A 17,860-nucleotide genomic window follows, 5' to 3' on the forward strand; every position below is an offset into this window, starting at 1 on the left:
ATGACAATACTGAACAAGTTTTACAGGCCTCTTACCGCAGCCTCTACTCAGATTGAACTCAGGAAGCAGACCCAGAAGGTTGTTCGGCAGATCGAGGGATCAGAGTTAGATGCCTTCTCCTGGATTCAGCAAACACCGCCTGCTCTTCAGGGCGATGATATGGCTGATCAATTGCTCGAGCGTCCTTTAGTCGGGCTGCCGATTGCCGTAAAGGAAGTGATTGATGTTGCCGGTGCGCCGATTAGCTACGGATGCGATGCCTTTGCAGGGCGAGTTGCGGTTTCAAACGCGGAGGTCGTCACAAAATTAGAAGTCTTGGGTGCGCAGGTCATAGGTATAACTCGATCAACTGAAATGGCCATTGCCAGGGAAACCACAACCCGTAATCCTTGGTCTCCCCATCACAGTCCCGGGGCCTCTTCCAGCGGGTCCGCTGCCGCTGTGGGGGCCGGATTGGTTCCTTTTGCTCTGGGAACCCAAACGATTGGTTCGGTCATTCGTCCAGCTGCCTATTGTGGAGTGATAGGTTTTAAACCTTCGATTGGGACCGGCTCTCTCTCCGGAATTCTCTCTCTGAGCCCTACCCTGGACCACGTCGGATTTTTTTCGGACTCGCTGGAGCGCATGACGGAGATCATGTCGCTTATGTTTCCGAGCATGCCGCCATCGCTAGGGGTGAGTCCTCGGTTCGTATTTATCGAGCCGTGGTTTGAATGTGCTGGGCTTGAACCTCTTTTTGCTAAACAGCGTTGCCTCGAAGCTGCCTGCGCCAAGTCGGGTTTGGATTGGGTGGAAAAGTCCTTGGATCTCGATCTGATCACGCACGATGCCATGGTGGTGAATACCATTCTGTGTTTTGAGATGTTCAAGAACTGGGGCTACCCGTTACTGAATCATCCAGACGTCAGCGATGAGCTGAAAAGCTTCCTCCGGCTAGGTGAGGAGATTACACCCGCTGAGTATGAGGCGTGCCTGAAGTCACGCCTGGAAATGATTGAGCTTATCGAAGGGCAATTGGACGAAGGTGATATTATCGTTTTTCCCTCGGTTCTAGGGTTGCCTCCAAAATTAGGGCAGGGCACTGGCTCAAGGGACCCGCAACGGCTTTGGACCTTGCTGGGGATGCCAGCGCTAAACCTTCCTGTCGGTTGGGATAAGGGCTTTCCACTCAACCTCCAGCTGATAGCACGTCGCGGTGAAGACCGACAATTGCTGGCAGCTGCACGGGTGGTCAGTTGTCTTGTTGGACAAACGACTCCAGCTGCCTTCACCACATGATAGCGCCAGACCTATTGATGCTGTTTCTGGCGGCAACAGTATTCTTCGCTTCGCTCGTGCGTACGGCCACGGGGTTTGGCTTTGCATTACTGGCTGTGCCCATGATGGGGCTGGTGCTGGAGCCGACTAGCGCTGTCGGAATCAGCGTTATTTTCCAGATTGTTAGTGGCGTTCCCATTGCTGTTCAGGGGCTCTCCCGTGACGAGTGGTATTATGCCCTGAAGCTGGTTGGCGTAGCGCTAATCGGCCTATTCCCGGGGCTCATTGTTTTGCTGGTCTTACCGCCAGTGTTTGCGCGAGCTATGCTAGTGGCGTCAGTATTACTGGCCCTGATCTTCATTGCGCGGCGAGTGGCCTTCAAGGCCAAGCTATCGTTCTCTCAGTGGGCTGGCATCGGCTTGTGCGCAGGCTTCATGCAAGGCGTTGCCGGGGCCTCGGGGCCACCAATCTTGGCGGCTTTGCATGCGGATGTCTCCATTGGTATTGCATCAAAGCGACGCATAATGGCTCTATTCTTTGTATTTGCAGGTTTGCTCGCAATACCACCGATAATGCTCAACTTCCCGGAAGAGTTGCTTGAGTGGAAGTTCTTGGGCGCGTTGTTTCTCGCAATGCTTATTGGAATTGCGGCAGGTCAACAGTTGTTCTCCCGAATGGATGCGAATCACTTCCATCGGGCGACGGTTGTGTTGCTTGTCGTCTCACTCGGCCTGGCGTGCTATCCATTGATTCGCGATCTGGGCCATTTGACTGGCATATTGATCGAATAACGGGAGAAGCTGGCATTGAGCTCTGCTATTGAACGCGCGTTTACTATTCTCGAGTGTTTCGGAAAAAACCAGAAGCCACTTCGTCTTGCAGATGTAGTTGATGATCTAGGCTTGCCTAAACAGACGGTGCACCGGCTCATCAAACAGCTAGAGGGCATGGACTTGCTGGAGCGAGATATCCAACCGGAAAAATTCAGGCTTGGGACTCGCATGCGTACCTTGGGTATCGCATCTATTGTTTCGCAAAATCAAACCGCATTTACACGAGCCATTCTTGAAGATCTGAAGAATCGTTTTGAAGAGACCGTTAACGTCGGTGTGTTAGACAATGGTGAAGTTCTCTACATCGATCGTGTTGAGTGCCATTGGCCGTTGCGTGTTCAACTTAGTCCGGGCAGCAAGGTGAAGGTGCACTGCACTGCAATCGGCAAGTTATTGCTGGCACATCTTCCTGAGCCTCAGTTTGCAGTCACTCTTCGCAATTTGACCTTAGAGAAGTATACGCAGAACACCATCGTCGATGTGGTAGCACTGGAGGCGGAATGTAAAAAGATCCGGGCACAGGGCTACTCCGAAAATATAGGGGAAGACCTGCAAGGGCTGGTGGCACTGGCTGTGCCAGTTTATGGTGAGGGTGGAAAGGTCATCGCCGGGATTGCTGTCCATGCGCCAGAGGCGCGGACGAGCCTAAAAACAATGCACTTCCACCTGGGTGCACTGACCGATGCGGCCGCGAGATTGGGGGCTGCACTTACTGCTGGAAATTCTTGATGGTTATGCGGCGTCATCATTTTTGGAGGTTAACTCAGTACTATGAAAGATCACATAGTAATACTGACGGGCGCTGGCATCAGCGCTGAAAGCGGCCTCTCCACCTTCCGTGACAACGGCGGTCTGTGGGAGGAACACAGTGTTTACGATGTGGCCACGCCAGAAGCCTTTGCCCGTAACCAGGAGCTGGTGCTGCGGTTCTACAATGATCGCCGGCGCCAGCTCGAATCGGCGCAGCCCAACCAGGCGCATCGTCTTCTGGCGGAACTGGAAGCCCGCTACCGTGTGACCATTGTGACCCAGAATGTCGACGACCTGCATGAACGGGGTGGATCCAGCAATGTGATTCACCTCCATGGCGAACTCACCAAAGCTCGCAGCTCCCGGCACGCGGAACTGGTCTATGACATTGGTTACCGGGATATCCAGCCCGGTGAGACCTGTGAACGGGGAGCTCAGCTCCGTCCCCATATCGTCTGGTTCGGTGAGGAGGTGCCGATGCTGGATGCCGCAGCAGACATGGTGCGCACTGCAGACCACCTACTGATCGTTGGAACCTCGCTTCAGGTATACCCGGCTGCGGGTCTTGTCTATGAAGTGGAGCCGGGCGTTCCAATTACTGTCGTCGATCCAGCTCAGTCAGCCCCTGTGCCGAGGGCCCGCGTAATCCGAAAAGGTGCTGGTGAAGGTGTTCTGGAGTGGGTTCAAAGCCTGGTGTGAATACTAACTACTCCCCAAGCCCGAGATATTTCTCCAGTTCATCCCGAAACGCCGCCTGAACCCCCAACCGTTTCAGCATCCAGTAATGCCCGGCAATCATCCGGTCAATGAAGATGCTTTCTACCGGCGGCTTGAAGTACTCCAGGTACTTGAACACTGTGCTTGTCTTGGCCGCCACATGCTTGTGGATGTCCGACTCCGCGAAATCGTAGGGTTCCTCCTGATTGAAGGGCAAGATCAGAATGTCCCGCCACATCGCATAGTAGGCCTCGTCCACGGCCGGTTGACTTTCTACCCGCGCGCCCAGGTCAATCAGGTGACGGTCAAGGGCCTCGTAATCTTCCTCCAGGGCTGCAATGAGCGCCTTCCGGTAGGCGTCGACGATCTCTGGTTTCAGTTTTTTCACGCAGCCGAAGTCGTACATGATGATCGAGCCGTCGGGGCGGTAGGCAAAGTTGCCAGCGTGGGGGTCGCCATGGATGCATTGAAAGCGAAACAGCTGATCTGCCATGGTAGTGAAAATCCTGTGGCCGATCAGGTTGATGGTTTTCTGGTCGTATTGCTCTGGTGTGACGTCGCTGACATGGTCACCCTCCACCAGTTCCAGCGTAAGAACCCGGCGGGTTGAGTGGCTCTGGATGACCTCGGGGATTATCACCCAGTTGTCATTCTCGTGAAACTTCCTGAACAGCCTGAGATTCTCGGCTTCGTTCTCGTAATCGAGCTCTTCCTTGAGACGCATCCGAATCTCGCCGAACAGCTGGTCAACCGTTTCCTTGGGCATTTTCAGCAATCCGCCGAGCTTCAAGGCCATTCTGAGCTGCTTCAGGTCCGAATCGCAGGACTCGTCGACGCCGGGGTATTGCACTTTGACGATCACATCGGTGCCGTCAAAGAGCCTGGCCCGGTGTACCTGACCGATGGAGGCTGCTGCGTAAGGCGTTTCCTGCAGGTATTCAAAAAGCTCGGAAACAGGTTTGCCCAGTTCCGATTCGATCTGGCGGACAATGACCTCAAAAGGCATGGGTGGTGCTTCTTTCTGAAGCTTTTGAAGGGCATCAGAGAACTCTTTCGGCAAAAAGTCCTGGGTTTGTGACGCAATCTGCCCCACCTTCATGACCGCACCCTTCAGCTCGCCAAGGGTGTCTGCTATCTGGCCAGCCATACGCGTGTAACTTTCACTCTGGGCACCTTCATCGTTTTCGGTGCGGAAAATGCGACGCGCCCGCTGGCCGGCGTATTGCCCGGCCACAGAAGCCGTCATGCCAGCGAGTTTGAGGAATCGTCCACTGCGGGAAGTAACCGGTTTTTTTGCCATGCCAGATGTACGTCCTCAACCGGAGATGGGTTTGCTGGTGCTGAACGTTAAACTACTTTGGTTCCGACGACCAGCAGGTCTTCCAGTTCCAGTGAGAGTGTTTGGCCGGGCTGGAGCGGGCCAACGCCCTTGGGCGTTCCGGTCAGAATCACATCGCCCGGTAACAGCGTGAAATGGCTGCTGATGTGGGCGATCAACGGAACGATGGGGTTAAGCATGTCTCTGGTATTGCCGGTTTGTTGACGATGGCCATCAATATCCAGGTTGAAATGGATGTTGTCCCTGCCAAGCTTCTCCGCGGCGACAAAAGGTGATAACGGGCAGGCACCGTCAAAAGCCTTCGCCCGCTCCCAGGGCTGGCCTTTCTTTTTCAGTTCGCTCTGGACGTCCCGCAGGGTGAGATCGAGTGCCAGGCCATAACCAAGAATCGCGGCTTCTGCTTCGCTGGCAGAGGCGTGGGTCAGTGGTCGGCCAATCAGAACGGCCAGCTCGGTTTCAAAGTGTACGCTGCCCTGGTCGCGGGGCAGGTCAATGGGGCGGGTAATGTGCACCGCTGCTGTTGCAGGCTTGATGAACAGCAGCGGCTCATCCGGAACCGGGTTGTTGAGTTCGAGCGCGTGTTCTGCGTAGTTCCGGCCAATGCAGACAATCTTGCCGAGCGGAAGGTGCACCGGAGTGCCATCTTTCCAGTGGTGTTGGTAGTCTTGCATAGCCGCCTCCTGTTTGCGGTGGGATTACTCCCCTTTGAACGAGCAGACAGTATAAACCTGAAGCCCTTCGTCCTGCAGCTTCCGGGAGCCACCCAGATCGGGAAGATCAATCATTGCCGCAACCTCCACTATCTCAGCGCCGATGCGTCGGATCAGTCGGGCCGCAGCCAGCATGGTGCCGCCGGTGGCAATCAGATCATCTACCAGAACCACCTTGTCGCCTGGTTTAAACGCATCTTTGTGCAGTTCAACGGAGGCGGTGCCGTACTCAAGCTCATAGTCTTCGACCAGCGTATCGAAGGGCAGCTTGCCCTTTTTCCGAACCAGGACAAGAGAGGCGTTGAGCTCGTAGGCCAGGGCGGACCCGATAATGAAGCCGCGGGCATCGACCGCTGCAACGGCATCGATCTCATGGCCGTGATAGCGGTGAACAAAGGCATCGATCAGCTTTCGGAACGCCGTTTTGTCCTGAAGGACCGTCGTAATATCCCGGAAGGCTACGCCGGGCTTTGGCCAATCCGGTACGGTGCGAATCGCTTTTTTGATGCTTTGAGAAAAATAATCCATGACAGATCCGGTGATCATTCTGGATGCGGCTCAGGCCGCATCCAGGAAGATGAATTTCAGAACGAATACAACCGCGATGGTAACGACGCTCGCATTCAGGTCAGACCATCGGCCGCTCAGTGCTTTAATAATCGCATAGGTGATGAAGCCCAGGGCAATGCCATTGGCGATGGAGAAGGTCAAAGGCATCATCAATGCCGTTACCACAGCTGGCGCCGCATCGGTAATGTCGTCCCAGTCGACCAGCTTCAGACCGCTGGTCATAAGCACGGCCACATACAGCAAGGCGGGTGCCGTGGCGTAGGCCGGAATGATACTGGCGATCGGAGACAGCAACAGGCATGCAAGGAATAAAACGGCAACCACCACGGCGGTGAGACCTGTGCGGCCACCTGCGGAAATGCCGGCGGTGGATTCAATGTAACTCGTGGTTGTGGAGGTGCCCAGCGTAGCGCCGGACATGGTGGCCACGGAGTCCGACATCAGGGCCCGCCCCAGGCGAGGCAGCTTACCCTGCTTGTCCAGCAGACCGCCACGCTGGGCCGCGCCGATCAGCGTGCCGGAAGTGTCAAACAGATCCACAAACAGGAATGCAAAGACAATACTGATCATGCCCACGTTCAGGGCGCCTGCTATGTCCAGCTGCATGAAAGTTGGCGCAATGCTGGGGGGCGCCGATACAAAGCCTTGGTACTCGACCATGCCGAACATCATGGCAATGACGGTGACGGCGATAATGCCGATCATGACGGCGCCGGTTATCCGCCGGAAAGACAGGGCACAAATCAGTACGAAACCACCAAAGAACAGCAAGGCCTCAGCGGTTTTGATTTCGCCCAGACCAACCAGTGTGGCGGGATGATCGACAACAATTCCGGCATTTTTCAGGGCGATCAGCGCCAGGAAAAAACCGATACCCGCAGAAATACCGAACCGCAGGGACATGGGGATACTGTTGATGATCCACTCACGGACTTTGAAGATACTCAGGAGGAAGAAGATCAGGCCCGAGAGGAATACCGCCCCCAGGGCGACCTGCCAGCTGTAGCCCATGCTGCCGACGACAGTAAAAGAAAAGAAGGCATTGAGGCCCATGCCCGGTGCCAGGGCGATGGGGTAGTTGGCCCAGAGACCCATGATCAGGGTGCCGATGGTGGCCGCCAGACAGGTGGCAACAAATACAGCCCCGAAATCCATGCCGGTGGAGGACAGGATGCTGGGGTTGACCACGATGATGTACGCCATGGTCAGGAAGGTTGTGATGCCCGCTACCAGTTCTTTTCGAACAGTGGTGCCATGGGCCTGTAGTTGGAACAGTCGTTCAAGCATGACGGGAGTCTGCCTCTCAGGATGCCAAAAGTGGGAAGTTGGAAATCGGTGTCGAATGGAACAATGTGGACTGCGTGAAAAAACGGCAATGTTACCGGTTGAGGGCTCTCAGGCCAAGGGATGATTGACAGCTCCCTATTAATGAGCTGTCCAATTAAGGTTGCATGGAATCCCGCTGCAGGCGGATGTCAAACCGCACCGCCAACATCCGGACCACCGTTATAAAGAGAAGCCCGACGGTGAGAGAGATCGTTTCGTTGTGGAAGTACCACTGACAAACGAAGTAGATCCAGCAGCCGGCGAACGAGATGGATGCATAAATCTGGTCTTTGCGGAAGATGTAAGGGACTTCGTTGCAGAGCGTATCACGGAGGGCACCGCCGAAAGTTCCGGTCATAACGCCCAGAAGCGAAGCGATGAACCAGGAATGGCCGAGGTCCAGTGCCAGCTGGGCACCCAGGATTGAGAAAACGCCCAGTCCGATTGCATCCGGGAGTACGATCCGGGATTCCCGCATTCGTCCAGCACGATTCCAGTAGCTGAACACAATCGCCATGGCGAGGATCAGGATGGGCTGTTCCTCATGCCTGATCCAGTATACCGGATGGTTGTCCATGATCAGGTCCCGCAAGGTGCCACCCCCCAGAGCGGTGATGAATCCGATGGTGAAGACACCCACCGGGTCCATATTTTTGGAGCGCGCGACAATCATGCCGGAAATGGCAAAGGCTACGATTCCGATCATTTCAAGCAGGTAAACAGTGTCTGACATTTTAGAACCCTGGGAGGGACATAGAGGGCGGTTCAAGCGCTTAAAAAGGGGTGCTCGAAGGATAGCGGAAAACGCGGTGCGATTCATCCGGGGCGAGGTGCGGCGGGTCGAGGTGGCCCTGTACCTGTGATCCACAACGACAGGTCTGCGCGTATGTTGCATTCAACTTACTTTAATCCCGGTACCTGGAGTTTCTCATATGTCCCTTATGCGCCTGGCCTACGCCAGTGAAGCCACATTTGAAGCCAAACCGGCGGAACAAGGCGTTGAGCCCCATGTGGCCCGGATTCTAATGACGTCCCGTCGAAATAACGGCAAATGTAATCTCGTCGGTGGTCTTTATTATGGCGATAATCGTTTCTTTCAGTACCTGGAGGGTGAAGAAAGGGACGTTCGGGAAACCTTCGAGAGAATCCAGGGCGACAGCCGGCACCGCAATATCACCACGTTGATTGAAGAGCAGCTCGATAAGCGCACCTTCAGCAACTGGTCCATGAAGTATGTTCCGCTTTCCACCGACGTTCGTCGTTTTCTCAGTGGTCATGGCCTCGAAAGTTTTAATCCTGCACTGTTCACATCTCAGCAGTGTGAAGAAATGATCGAACTGATCCGGCGCTCCAGTGGAGATCAGAAGTTGGTTAATCATGACGCAACCCCAGTAAAGGGAAAGAAAGCGCAGGCGTTTTCGCCGGGCTTGAGAGCCGGCTTGCTGGTTGCGGCAGCATGTCTGTTGGGCGCTTTGGTTTATGCCGGCTCATTGCTCTAGGCCGGAAAGTGGTTGATAAATACGGCTTATAAAGTTGAATAAAAGAACTTTATTTGCTTCATGGGTCGACTCTGTTTAGCTTGTTGGGAATCAAAAAAGCGCCGGGTTTTGATCTGGCCGGATTCAAACAACAATGTCGTCAAAGGAGTCCCCATGAAAGCCATCCTCTGCAAAGAATACGGACCGGCTGAACAGCTGGTGATCGAAGATGTGCCCAGCCCTGAAGTCAGTGGGCGAGGCGTCAAGGTTCGTGTTAAAGCCGCCGGCCTGAACTTTCCGGATACTCTGATTATCGAAGGTAAATACCAGCTCAAGCCAACCATGCCGTTCTCACCGGGTGGCGAGATGGCCGGTGAGGTCATCGAGGTCGGCGAGAAAGTGACCCGGTTCAAACCCGGTGATCGTGTTGCGGGTTTGACCGGGTATGGCTCCTTCGCCGAGGAGGTAATTGTTCCGGAACAGAATCTGCTGCCGATACCGGATGGCATGTCCGATGAGAAAGCCGCCGCTTTCACGATGGTCTATGGCACCTCCTACTATGCGCTCAAGCAGCGTGCGAATCTGCAACCCGGGGAGAGCCTGCTGGTTCTGGGTGCCAGTGGAGGCGTAGGTCTGGCCACTGTGGAGCTGGGCAAGGCTATGGGAGCCCGTGTAATCGCAGCAGCGAGTTCAGCGGAAAAGCTCGCCATTGCAAAAGAGGCGGGTGCTGACGAACTGATCAATTACACCGAGGAGCCTTTGAAAGAAGCGGTCAAGAATCTGACCAAGGGCAAGGGTGTGGATGTTGTTTATGACCCGGTTGGTGGTGATTTCACCGAGCAGGCGCTGCGTGCCATGGGTTGGAATGGCCGTCACCTGATTATCGGTTTCGCGGCGGGCGAAATTCCAAAGATTCCTGCGAACCTGACGCTACTGAAAGGCTGTTCTGTGGTTGGTGTGTTCTGGGGCAGCTTCACCCAGCGCGAGCCGGACGCCAGCGCTCAGAATATGATGGAGCTGATGAAGCTTTATGCCGAAGGCAAGATTGATCCGAAGATCAGTGAGGTTTTCGAGTTCGAGGATTACGCCAAGGCGTTGGGGGCTCTTTCGGAGCGCCGTGCTACCGGTAAGGTAGTGCTTAAAGTCGGTTCCTGAGTTTTGTTCAATGGCGCGCCTGTTCGTTGGAGCGGTTTGCTCCGACTGGCAGGTGGCCTTCCTACGAGCTCAAAAATTCATTCTTCCGGCATCGATATCGGCAACCATTCCCGGCGTCAGCCGCCTATAGCCATCCTTCCCGGGCAGCCGGGCAAACACCTCTTCAAACTCATGCCCCAGTGAATAACCGGCCTTCTGGATATCCACCTTGCGGTACTTGAAGGTTCCCGTTTTCTCGATGGCATGGGTTACCCGCACGAACACCGGAATGGCATAGGGCGGCAGGTTAGCCTGGAGGTAGGCAAGCAGCTTGTTAACGTCAAACTCCCGGGGATCGTTATGGGGCACCAGCGTCACCATTCCGGCCTTGCCGTTGGTTTTCGGGATCGACACGCCATAGACGATGGCTTCTTCGACCATGCCGGAGCCGTCGATGATATTCTCGACTTCGTTGGTGGAAACGTTTTCGCCTTTCCAGCGGAAGGTGTCGCCCATCCGGTCCACGAACTGAAGATGACGGCAGCCGATTTCTTTCAGTACATCGCCCGTGTTGAACCAGGCGTCACCGTTTTTGAAGGCATTCCGGAGGATGGATTGTTCGGTGGCGTCTTTCTGGGTATAGCCCTCGAAAGACCACTTCCTGGTGATCTCCCCGATCAATAACCCGGGCTCCCCTTTGGCAACCTCTTCCAGAAAACCTTTTTTATTCCGGATGGGGTCGCGGGTGCCCTCGTGGAATTTCACCAGCTTGTAAGGTGCTGTGGAGAAACCGACCGTGTTATCCATATTGAAGAAGTTGCTGAAACCGATATTGCCCTCGCTTGATGCGTAGAGCTCGGCGACTGTTTCAATGCCAAAGCGCTCCTTGAATTCCTGCCAGATTGAGGGGCGCAGTCCGTTCCCGATCATTTTGGTCAGGCTGTGGTTGCGGTCCTGGTCGCTGGCGGGCTGGTTCAAAAGGTAACGGCAGAGTTCGCCCACGTAGCCGAATGTCGTGGCGTGATAGCGGCGTACGTCGTCCCAGAACGCGCGGGCGGAGAACTTCCGGCGCAGGGCCATGGCGGAGCCTCCGGCCAGAACAGAGCCCCAGCATACCAACAGCGCGGTGCCATGGTAGAGGGGGAGAGGGCAGTAGAGAACGTCCTCGGGTTCCATGGCCAGAGACATCAGGCCAAAGCCACCGTAGGCCATGACGAACTTTCGATGAGAGCCGGGCGCCGCTTTCGGTAGGCCGGTCGTGCCGGAGGTGAACAGGTAAATGGCGGTATCACCCATTCTCGGGGGGTTACTGAGCATGGGGTTGTCACTCCGGAAAGCACTAACCTCTTCGGCCATGTTCACATAGCCGCCGGGTGCATCGCCGAACGCGTTTGTTGTGTTGATATCCGCAAGAAACAGGAAAGGCGTGGCGTGGCTGGTGTTCAGGTCCGTCTTGATATTGTCAAAGGACTCCAGCAGCTCCTCACCAACAACCACCATTTTGGGTTTGACGAGATTGATGCTGTGTTTCAGTACCTTTCCCTTCTGGGAGGTGTTGAGCATGGCACACGCTACGCCGAGCTTCGCAGCACCGGCAACAACAGCCAGGAGCTCCGGCCGGTTTTCCAGGAAGACGGCAATGGCATCCCCTTTGGTCAGTCCCTGACCCTGGAGGAAATGGGCAATGCGATTGGCCCATCCATTGAATTCGCTCCAGGTAATGCTGCGATCCTCGAATAATACCGCTGGCCGGTTGCCAAATTTCTCAGCATTGCGTTCTATCAGTGTGCCCAGGGTGAGCTCGCTGTGTTCATTCGGCACCGCATAGTAATACAAGCCACGTGCTATCGAGGGAAGCCGCCGAAAGACCCCTGGCAGGCGTCGGGCAATGTCGAGTGCGGTTACGTTGTCTTGACTCATACGGTTTCCATGGGTTCCTCGGCGGAGATTTCGATCAGCAACTGGCTCCGCTTAACCTGATCACCTTTGCTGGCAAGGACCTGACCAATAACGCCGTCGCGGTCTGCCCTGACCGGGTGTTCCATTTTCATTGCTTCAAGAATGACCAGTGTTTCACCCTGTCGGACACGGTGGCCAGTTTCCACCAGTACCTCAATAATGGCGCCGTCCATGGATGCTTGCACGCGGCCACTGCCGGCACCGGTTACTCCGGCCGTCGGCTGATGGGTTACATCTTTAACCGACCAGGATTGGCCGAAGGCCTGACAATATAGGGAGTCGCCCTGGCGATGATATTGGCAATGCTGACGAACACCGTTGTCGATAAAGCACAACAGCCCCTCCTGCAGGCTTTCGGGAATGAGCTCATGCCGGGTGTCGCCCATGGTGAAGGTAAGTTGTTCGCCGGTCCGGCTGACCAGGAGTTCAACCACAGTATCGTCACTCTCAAGCTTCATGGGTGTCTTGGTTGCGGGTGCGTTGCTCCAGGCGGCCTGGCCTGAAGTGCCATGGTCAAGAATGCAGGCCGCCAGGGCCAGCTCACGAATAGTCAGCGCCCGGGGCTTGAGCGAGGGGTCCTGGCTGAACGCCTGCTGCAGAAACGCAGTGGTGGCGTCCCCGGCACCGAAGGTTTCGTTGGCGATGATACGACTGAGAAAATACCGGTTGGTGCTGATTCCGAACACGGTAGTGTCTTCCAGAGCACGAATCAGGCGGCGACGTGCCTGGTCCCGGTTTTCGCCCCAGGCGATAACCTTGGCGAGCATGGGGTCGTAATGGGGGCTAATGGTATCGCCCGAGCGCACGCCGGTATCGAAGCGCAAGCCCTCGCCCTCGGAGGGCTGAAAGGCATGGAGCAGGCCGGTCTGAGGGGTAAATCCATTGCCGGGGTCTTCGGCGTAAAGCCGCACTTCAATGGCGTGGCCGTTAAGTTCAATATCGTCCTGCGCAAGGGGCAGGGGACGGCCCTCGGCAACGGCCAGCTGCCACGCAACCAGATCCTGACCGGTAACAAGTTCGGTCACCGGATGTTCCACCTGCAGGCGGGTGTTCATTTCCAGAAAGTAAAAATTACGCTCCTTGTCGACCAGAAACTCGACCGTGCCCGCGCCTTCATATCCGCATGCAAGGGCCGCTGTGACCGCAGCCTCACCCATGGCTGCACGAAGCTCCGGGGTTACAAACGGAGAGGGGGCCTCTTCAACTACTTTCTGATGCCGGCGCTGCACGGAACAGTCCCGCTCACCTAGATAGACCGCATTGCCTTGGCGGTCTGCGAATACCTGGATCTCGATATGGCGGGGTTCGATAACGGCTTTTTCCAGAATCAGTTCGTCGTCGCCGAAGGCCTGCCGGGCCTCGGAGCGTGCCCGTTTGATGCTCTCTTTCAGTTCTGATTCCTGTTCCACCAGTCGCATGCCGCGACCACCGCCCCCGGCCGAGGCCTTGATCATCAGCGGGTAGCCGATATCAGCTGCTGCTGCGACAAGTTCCTCATCACTGGCGTTGTCGCCCTCGTAGCCGGGAACCACCGGCACGCCAGCTTCCTGCATGGCAATCTTGGAGCGGCGCTTGCTGCCCATCAGTTCGATGGCTTCGGAAGGCGGCCCGATAAAGACCAGGCCAGCGTCTTTGCAGGCATTCGCAAACCCAGCGTTCTCGGACAGGAAGCCATAGCCCGGGTGGATGCAGTCTGCCCCGGTTTTAAGGGCCGCATTAATAACGGCGCCTGCGTTCAGGTAGGAAGCGGAAACCTGTGCGGGACCAATGCAGACGGCTTCGTCGGCCAGTTCGACGTGAAGGGATTTGACGTCTGCTTCGGAGTAGACGGCCACGGTTCGGTACCCAAGAGCACTGGCGGTCCGGATGACTCTGACAGCTATTTCACCGCGGTTGGCTATTAACAGTTTTCTGAGCATGGTGCAGTTCTCATCAATGGGTGGCAGTCCGCGATCGTGTGCGGGGCGGTTTTCAGGAAAACGCTACAAGCACATCCATGTGCGCTTGATCTCCGGCCATCCAAGGCCTCCGACATTTCCTGAAAACCGCCCCGCACCCACTCGCTCCCTCCGTCATTCGTTTGATTCCGCCCAGGCTGGCGGACGCTTTTGCATGAAAGCCATAGTTCCCTCGGCGCCTTCACTGCCACGGATAGCTTCTGCAAATTTTTCTGCGGCACTGTCGAGCAAACCGCTCATGGCTTCGTGACCCACCCGATGGAGCAGGGCTTTGGTTTCTGCCGTGGCAACCGGAGCGCAATGGCGAATTCGATCCAGCACTTGTGTGAGCATTTCTTCCAGTTCGTTTTCCGACTCAGCCGCCTGGTGAACAATGCCCAATCGGCATGCTTCGTCCGCGTTGATCCGCAATCCAAGAAGAGCCAGACGTCGTGCCTGGGTAAGCCCGATTCGTTCGACTACAAACGGGGCTATCTGTGCAGGAATGACGCCGAGGGAGGTTTCGGGCATACCAAACTTGGATGTTGGGCCTGCAAGGGCGACGTCGGAAACGCACGCCAGGCCGAAACCACCGCCCATGACAGCGCCTTCGGTGATGGCTATGACGACCTTGGAGGATTCGTTCACCTGCTGGATCATCTGACCAAAGGCACGGTTGAGTCGGTAAAATGGGTCGGCTTCGCCCTCTGCCGATTTCTGACTCCGGGCGCCGGCCATGTCTTTGATGTCGCCACCTGCGCAGAAATGCCCACCGGATCCGCGAACGACGACAGCGCGGATCTGCAGGTCTGATTCAATTTCTGAAAACACCGTCGACAGCTCCGCCACCATCTGCAGGCTCATGGCATTCCGGACGTCCGGGCGATTAATGGTGACGAACAGGGTTGGACCCTGTTTTTCCAGAAGTAGGGTTTCGCAATGAGGTAAAGATTCCATAAAACGACTCCACGAGTGATGCCGGTGTTGCACCATGGTTCAGTCTTTCCGTTTGCCGGGCAGTGTCCCCATAAGCTTGCAGATAATCCCCAACATGATTTCATCGGCCCCGCCGCCGATGGACACCAGGCGAACATCCCTTTGAGCGCGGGAGATCGGGTTGTCCCACATATAGCCCATGCCGCCCCAGTATTGTAGGCAGCTATCCGTGACCTCCCGCCCCAGGCGCCCTGCCTTGAGTTTGGCCATGGACGCGAGCCTGGTCACGTCCTTGCCTTCGATGTGGAGTTCGCAAGCCTGATAGGTCAGGGCCCGCAAGGCTTCCACTTCGGTTTGCAGTTCGGCCAGACGGAAATGAATCACCTGGTTGTCGATCAGTGGCTGACCGAAGGTTTTGCGCTCGCGGCAATAATCAATGGTCTGGTTGATGCAGTTTTCCAGGGCCTTGATCACGTTGGCAGCACCCCAGAGCCGCTCTTCCTGAAACTGCAGCATCTGCATCATGAAACCGGTACCTTCGGCGCCGATGCGGTTGCGCTGGGGCACGCGAACGTCATCGAAGAAGATCTGGGCCGTTTCCGAAGAGCGCATGCCCAGCTTGTTCAGGTTCGGACTGAAGGAAATGCCCGGAGTGTTCGTAGGTACCACGATCAGGGATTTGTTCTTGTGGGGCTTGTCGTCCGACGTGTTGGCCAGCAGGCAGATGAAATCGGATTTGGGGCTGTTAGTAATCCACATCTTGGAGCCGTTGATGATGTAATCATCGCCGTCTTGCTTCGCGGTCGTTTTCATTCCCGCTACGTCGGAACCGGCGCCGACCTCACTGACACCAATACAGCCGACCATATCGCCGGCGATGGCCGGTGCCAGGAAGTCCCGCTTGAGCTCGTCCGACCCAAAGCGTGAAATCGCCGGAGTGCACATGTCGGTTTGTACGCCAATGGCCAGCGGAACCCCACCACAATGGGCCATACCCAACTCTTCGGCGGCCACCAGGTTATAACTGTAATCGAGGCCCATACCGCCATATTCTTCGGGCTTCTGGATGCCCAGAAGCCCGAGGTTGCCGAGCTTCTTGAACACCTCATGAATCGGAAACCCGCCGGCTGCCTCCCATTCGTCGCAATGGGGGTTGATCTCCTTCTCGACGAAATCGCGGACGGTTTTTCGAAGGGCTTCATGTTCGGCTGTGAATTTCACGTTCTTGTTCTCCTGATTGTTAGTTCGTGCTTTCTTTAACTCGGTGCACGTTTTGAACTTGGGGCCTCAAAGGCGGGCGACACCAAACGTATTGGGCCGTAATGGCCGAACCTCCGCTTCCCGGCAAACATCCAGCACCAGTGCCACAATGCGCCGGGTATCACGAGGATCAATCAGCCCGTCATCCCACAATCTCGCCGTGCCGAATAAGGCCGTAGAGCCGTCTTCCAGTTTTTTGGCCGTCGCCTGTTCCAGAAAATCCAGCGTCTTCGGATCAGGCTCAATGCCGCTTTTTCGCTGTTTGTCCTCAGCCACGATCCGCATCACCTTGCCGGCCTGGGCCGGCCCCATAACGGCGGTTCGGCTATTGGGCCAGGCGAAGATGAATCGCGGGTCCAGTCCGCGCCCGCACATGGCATAGTTACCTGCACCATAGGAACCGCCGATCACAATTGCGACCTTTGGCACCCGGCAATTGGCCACCGCCTGGATCATTTTAGAGCCGTGCTTGATGATTCCGTTCTGTTCGGAGTGGGTGCCCACCATGAAGCCGGTGGTATTGTGCAGAAACAAAAGTGGGGTGCCGGCCTGGTCGCAGAGCTGGATAAACTGCGCAGCTTTTGCTGAGCCGGCCGGGGTGATTGGGCCGTTGTTGCCGATGATGCCCACAGAATGCCCTTCGATTCGTATGGTGCCGCACACGGTCTGGTCGTCGAATTCGTTCTTGAAGTCCATGAACTTCGAACCATCGGCAATGCGGGCGAGAATCTCCCGGACGTCGTAGGGCTTTTTGGCGTCGGAGGGAATAACGCCCAGTAACTCGTCCGCCGGATAGAGCGGTTCCTCCCACTGCAGCTCCCGCCGGGGAGGCAGCTGCTCGTTCCAGGACAGCGCTTCCATGATATTGCGCGCCTGGCGGATGCCATCTGCGTCATCTTCCGCCAGGTATTCGGAGGTGCCAGCAATCTGGGCGTGCATTTCCGCGCCCCCGAGCTCTTCGTCTGTGGCCACTTCCCCGGTTGCAGCTTTCAACAGAGGAGGGCCAGCCAGGAACATCTTGGCCTGGCCACGTATGGCGATGACATAATCCGAGAGGCCGGGCTGGTATGCACCACCGGCGGTGGCGTTGCCATGAACCACTGTTACCTGGGGGATGCCGGCTGCGGACATACGGGCCTGGTTGGCAAAGCCACGGGCACCCTGCACGAAAATGTCGGTGGCGTAATTAAGGTTGGCTCCGCCGCTTTCAGACAGTGAGACCACCGGCAGTTTGTTTTCCGCGGCTATCTGTTGCAGCCGAAGGGTTTTGTCGAGGCCGGCCGGAGTAATGGTGCCCCCCTTTATGGCGCTGTTGCTGGCGACCACCAGGCAACGAATGCCGCTGACGGTGCCAATACCGGCAATGATGTTGCCCCCGGCCAGGCTGCCGTCTTTGTCATCGTGCATTTTGTAGCCGGCCAGTGAACAGAGTTCGAGAAAAGACGTCCCACGGTCGAGCAGGCGGTTGACGCGATCTCTCGGGAGCAGTTTGCCCCGCTTGGTGAATTTTTCTCGGGCGGCTTCAGCCAGGTCCAGAACCTTCTGTTCGACTTCCCGGAAGGTGAGAATATGGGCTTCCATGGCATCAGTGTTGGCCCGAAATTCGTCAGATTGCGGGTTCACACGGGTTTCCAGTGTTTGCATGGTGGTTTCC

The 17,860-nt window shown here is 56.2% G+C and carries 16 protein-coding genes; 6 read left to right on the plus strand and 10 right to left on the minus strand.

Annotated features, from left to right (window positions below; genetic code table 11):
* The 4 genes from BKP64_RS01710 to BKP64_RS01725 are packed head-to-tail and all read left to right on the plus strand — an operon-like array spanning nucleotide 1 to nucleotide 3,539.
* Nucleotides 1-1,278, plus strand: coding sequence for an amidase (locus BKP64_RS01710; RefSeq protein ID WP_070965157.1), 1,278 nt, complete (start codon nucleotides 1-3; stop codon nucleotides 1,276-1,278).
* Entirely contained in the window at nucleotides 1,275-2,048 is a 774-nt protein-coding gene (locus BKP64_RS01715; protein WP_070965160.1) for a sulfite exporter TauE/SafE family protein, read from the plus strand. The genes BKP64_RS01710 and BKP64_RS01715 overlap by 4 nt, the downstream gene beginning before the upstream one ends.
* Before the next feature lie 15 nt (nucleotides 2,049-2,063).
* Nucleotides 2,064-2,819 (plus strand): IclR family transcriptional regulator, encoded by a 756-nt coding sequence (locus BKP64_RS01720; protein WP_083329126.1) that lies wholly within the window; start codon nucleotides 2,064-2,066, stop codon nucleotides 2,817-2,819.
* Nucleotides 2,820-2,861: 42 nt separating this feature from the next.
* Nucleotides 2,862-3,539, plus strand: a complete 678-nt coding sequence (locus tag BKP64_RS01725; RefSeq protein WP_070965169.1) for an SIR2 family NAD-dependent protein deacylase — start codon at nucleotides 2,862-2,864, stop codon at nucleotides 3,537-3,539.
* Nucleotides 3,540-3,546: 7 nt separating this feature from the next.
* Here BKP64_RS01725 and BKP64_RS01730 read toward each other — a convergent pair whose 3' ends face one another.
* The 5 genes from BKP64_RS01730 to BKP64_RS01750 all read right to left on the minus strand — a co-directional run bounded on the left by BKP64_RS01730 (nucleotide 3,547) and on the right by BKP64_RS01750 (nucleotide 8,235).
* Nucleotides 3,547-4,857: an ABC1 kinase family protein gene (locus BKP64_RS01730; RefSeq protein WP_070965172.1), complete on the minus strand. Its 1,311-nt coding sequence runs from the start codon at nucleotides 4,855-4,857 to the stop codon at nucleotides 3,547-3,549.
* A 47-nt stretch (nucleotides 4,858-4,904) separates the two neighbouring features.
* The gene (locus BKP64_RS01735; protein WP_070965175.1) at nucleotides 4,905-5,567 is read right to left on the minus strand and encodes a fumarylacetoacetate hydrolase family protein; all 663 of its coding nucleotides are present in this window, start codon (nucleotides 5,565-5,567) and stop codon (nucleotides 4,905-4,907) included.
* Nucleotides 5,568-5,591: 24 nt separating this feature from the next.
* A complete protein-coding gene (locus BKP64_RS01740; protein WP_070965180.1) occupies nucleotides 5,592-6,134 on the minus strand; it encodes an adenine phosphoribosyltransferase in 543 nt (180 codons plus the stop codon).
* A 30-nt stretch (nucleotides 6,135-6,164) separates the two neighbouring features.
* On the minus strand, nucleotides 6,165-7,463 hold the full coding sequence (locus tag BKP64_RS01745; RefSeq protein WP_070965183.1) for an NCS2 family permease: 1,299 nt from the start codon (nucleotides 7,461-7,463) through the stop codon (nucleotides 6,165-6,167).
* Nucleotides 7,464-7,617: 154 nt separating this feature from the next.
* A complete protein-coding gene (locus tag BKP64_RS01750) occupies nucleotides 7,618-8,235 on the minus strand; it encodes a trimeric intracellular cation channel family protein (RefSeq protein WP_070965186.1) in 618 nt (205 codons plus the stop codon).
* A 199-nt stretch (nucleotides 8,236-8,434) separates the two neighbouring features.
* On the opposite strand from BKP64_RS01750, the gene BKP64_RS01755 reads away from it, so the two are divergent.
* Both BKP64_RS01755 and BKP64_RS01760 read left to right on the plus strand, forming a co-directional pair.
* Entirely contained in the window at nucleotides 8,435-9,001 is a 567-nt protein-coding gene (locus BKP64_RS01755) for a BLUF domain-containing protein (protein WP_070965190.1), read from the plus strand.
* Nucleotides 9,002-9,154: 153 nt separating this feature from the next.
* The gene (locus tag BKP64_RS01760) at nucleotides 9,155-10,135 is read left to right on the plus strand and encodes an NADPH:quinone oxidoreductase family protein (RefSeq protein WP_070965193.1); all 981 of its coding nucleotides are present in this window, start codon (nucleotides 9,155-9,157) and stop codon (nucleotides 10,133-10,135) included.
* A gap of 69 nt (nucleotides 10,136-10,204) precedes the next feature.
* Here BKP64_RS01760 and BKP64_RS01765 read toward each other — a convergent pair whose 3' ends face one another.
* The 5 genes from BKP64_RS01765 to BKP64_RS01785 form a co-directional block, all read right to left on the minus strand.
* The gene (locus BKP64_RS01765) at nucleotides 10,205-12,034 is read right to left on the minus strand and encodes a long-chain-acyl-CoA synthetase (protein WP_070965196.1); all 1,830 of its coding nucleotides are present in this window, start codon (nucleotides 12,032-12,034) and stop codon (nucleotides 10,205-10,207) included.
* Entirely contained in the window at nucleotides 12,031-13,992 is a 1,962-nt protein-coding gene (locus BKP64_RS01770; protein WP_070965199.1) for an acetyl-CoA carboxylase biotin carboxylase subunit, read from the minus strand. The genes BKP64_RS01765 and BKP64_RS01770 overlap by 4 nt, the downstream gene beginning before the upstream one ends.
* Nucleotides 13,993-14,145: 153 nt before the next feature.
* Nucleotides 14,146-14,967, minus strand: a complete 822-nt coding sequence (locus BKP64_RS01775; protein ID WP_070965201.1) for an enoyl-CoA hydratase/isomerase family protein — start codon at nucleotides 14,965-14,967, stop codon at nucleotides 14,146-14,148.
* 39 nt (nucleotides 14,968-15,006) lie between these two features.
* Entirely contained in the window at nucleotides 15,007-16,167 is a 1,161-nt protein-coding gene (atuD, locus tag BKP64_RS01780; RefSeq protein ID WP_070965203.1) for a citronellyl-CoA dehydrogenase, read from the minus strand.
* 66 nt (nucleotides 16,168-16,233) lie between these two features.
* Nucleotides 16,234-17,850, minus strand: coding sequence for an acyl-CoA carboxylase subunit beta (locus tag BKP64_RS01785; protein ID WP_070965206.1), 1,617 nt, complete (start codon nucleotides 17,848-17,850; stop codon nucleotides 16,234-16,236).
* Nucleotides 17,851-17,860: the final 10 nt, after the last annotated feature.

This window comes from Marinobacter salinus (assembly GCF_001854125.1).
GTDB lineage: Bacteria > Pseudomonadota > Gammaproteobacteria > Pseudomonadales > Oleiphilaceae > Marinobacter > Marinobacter salinus.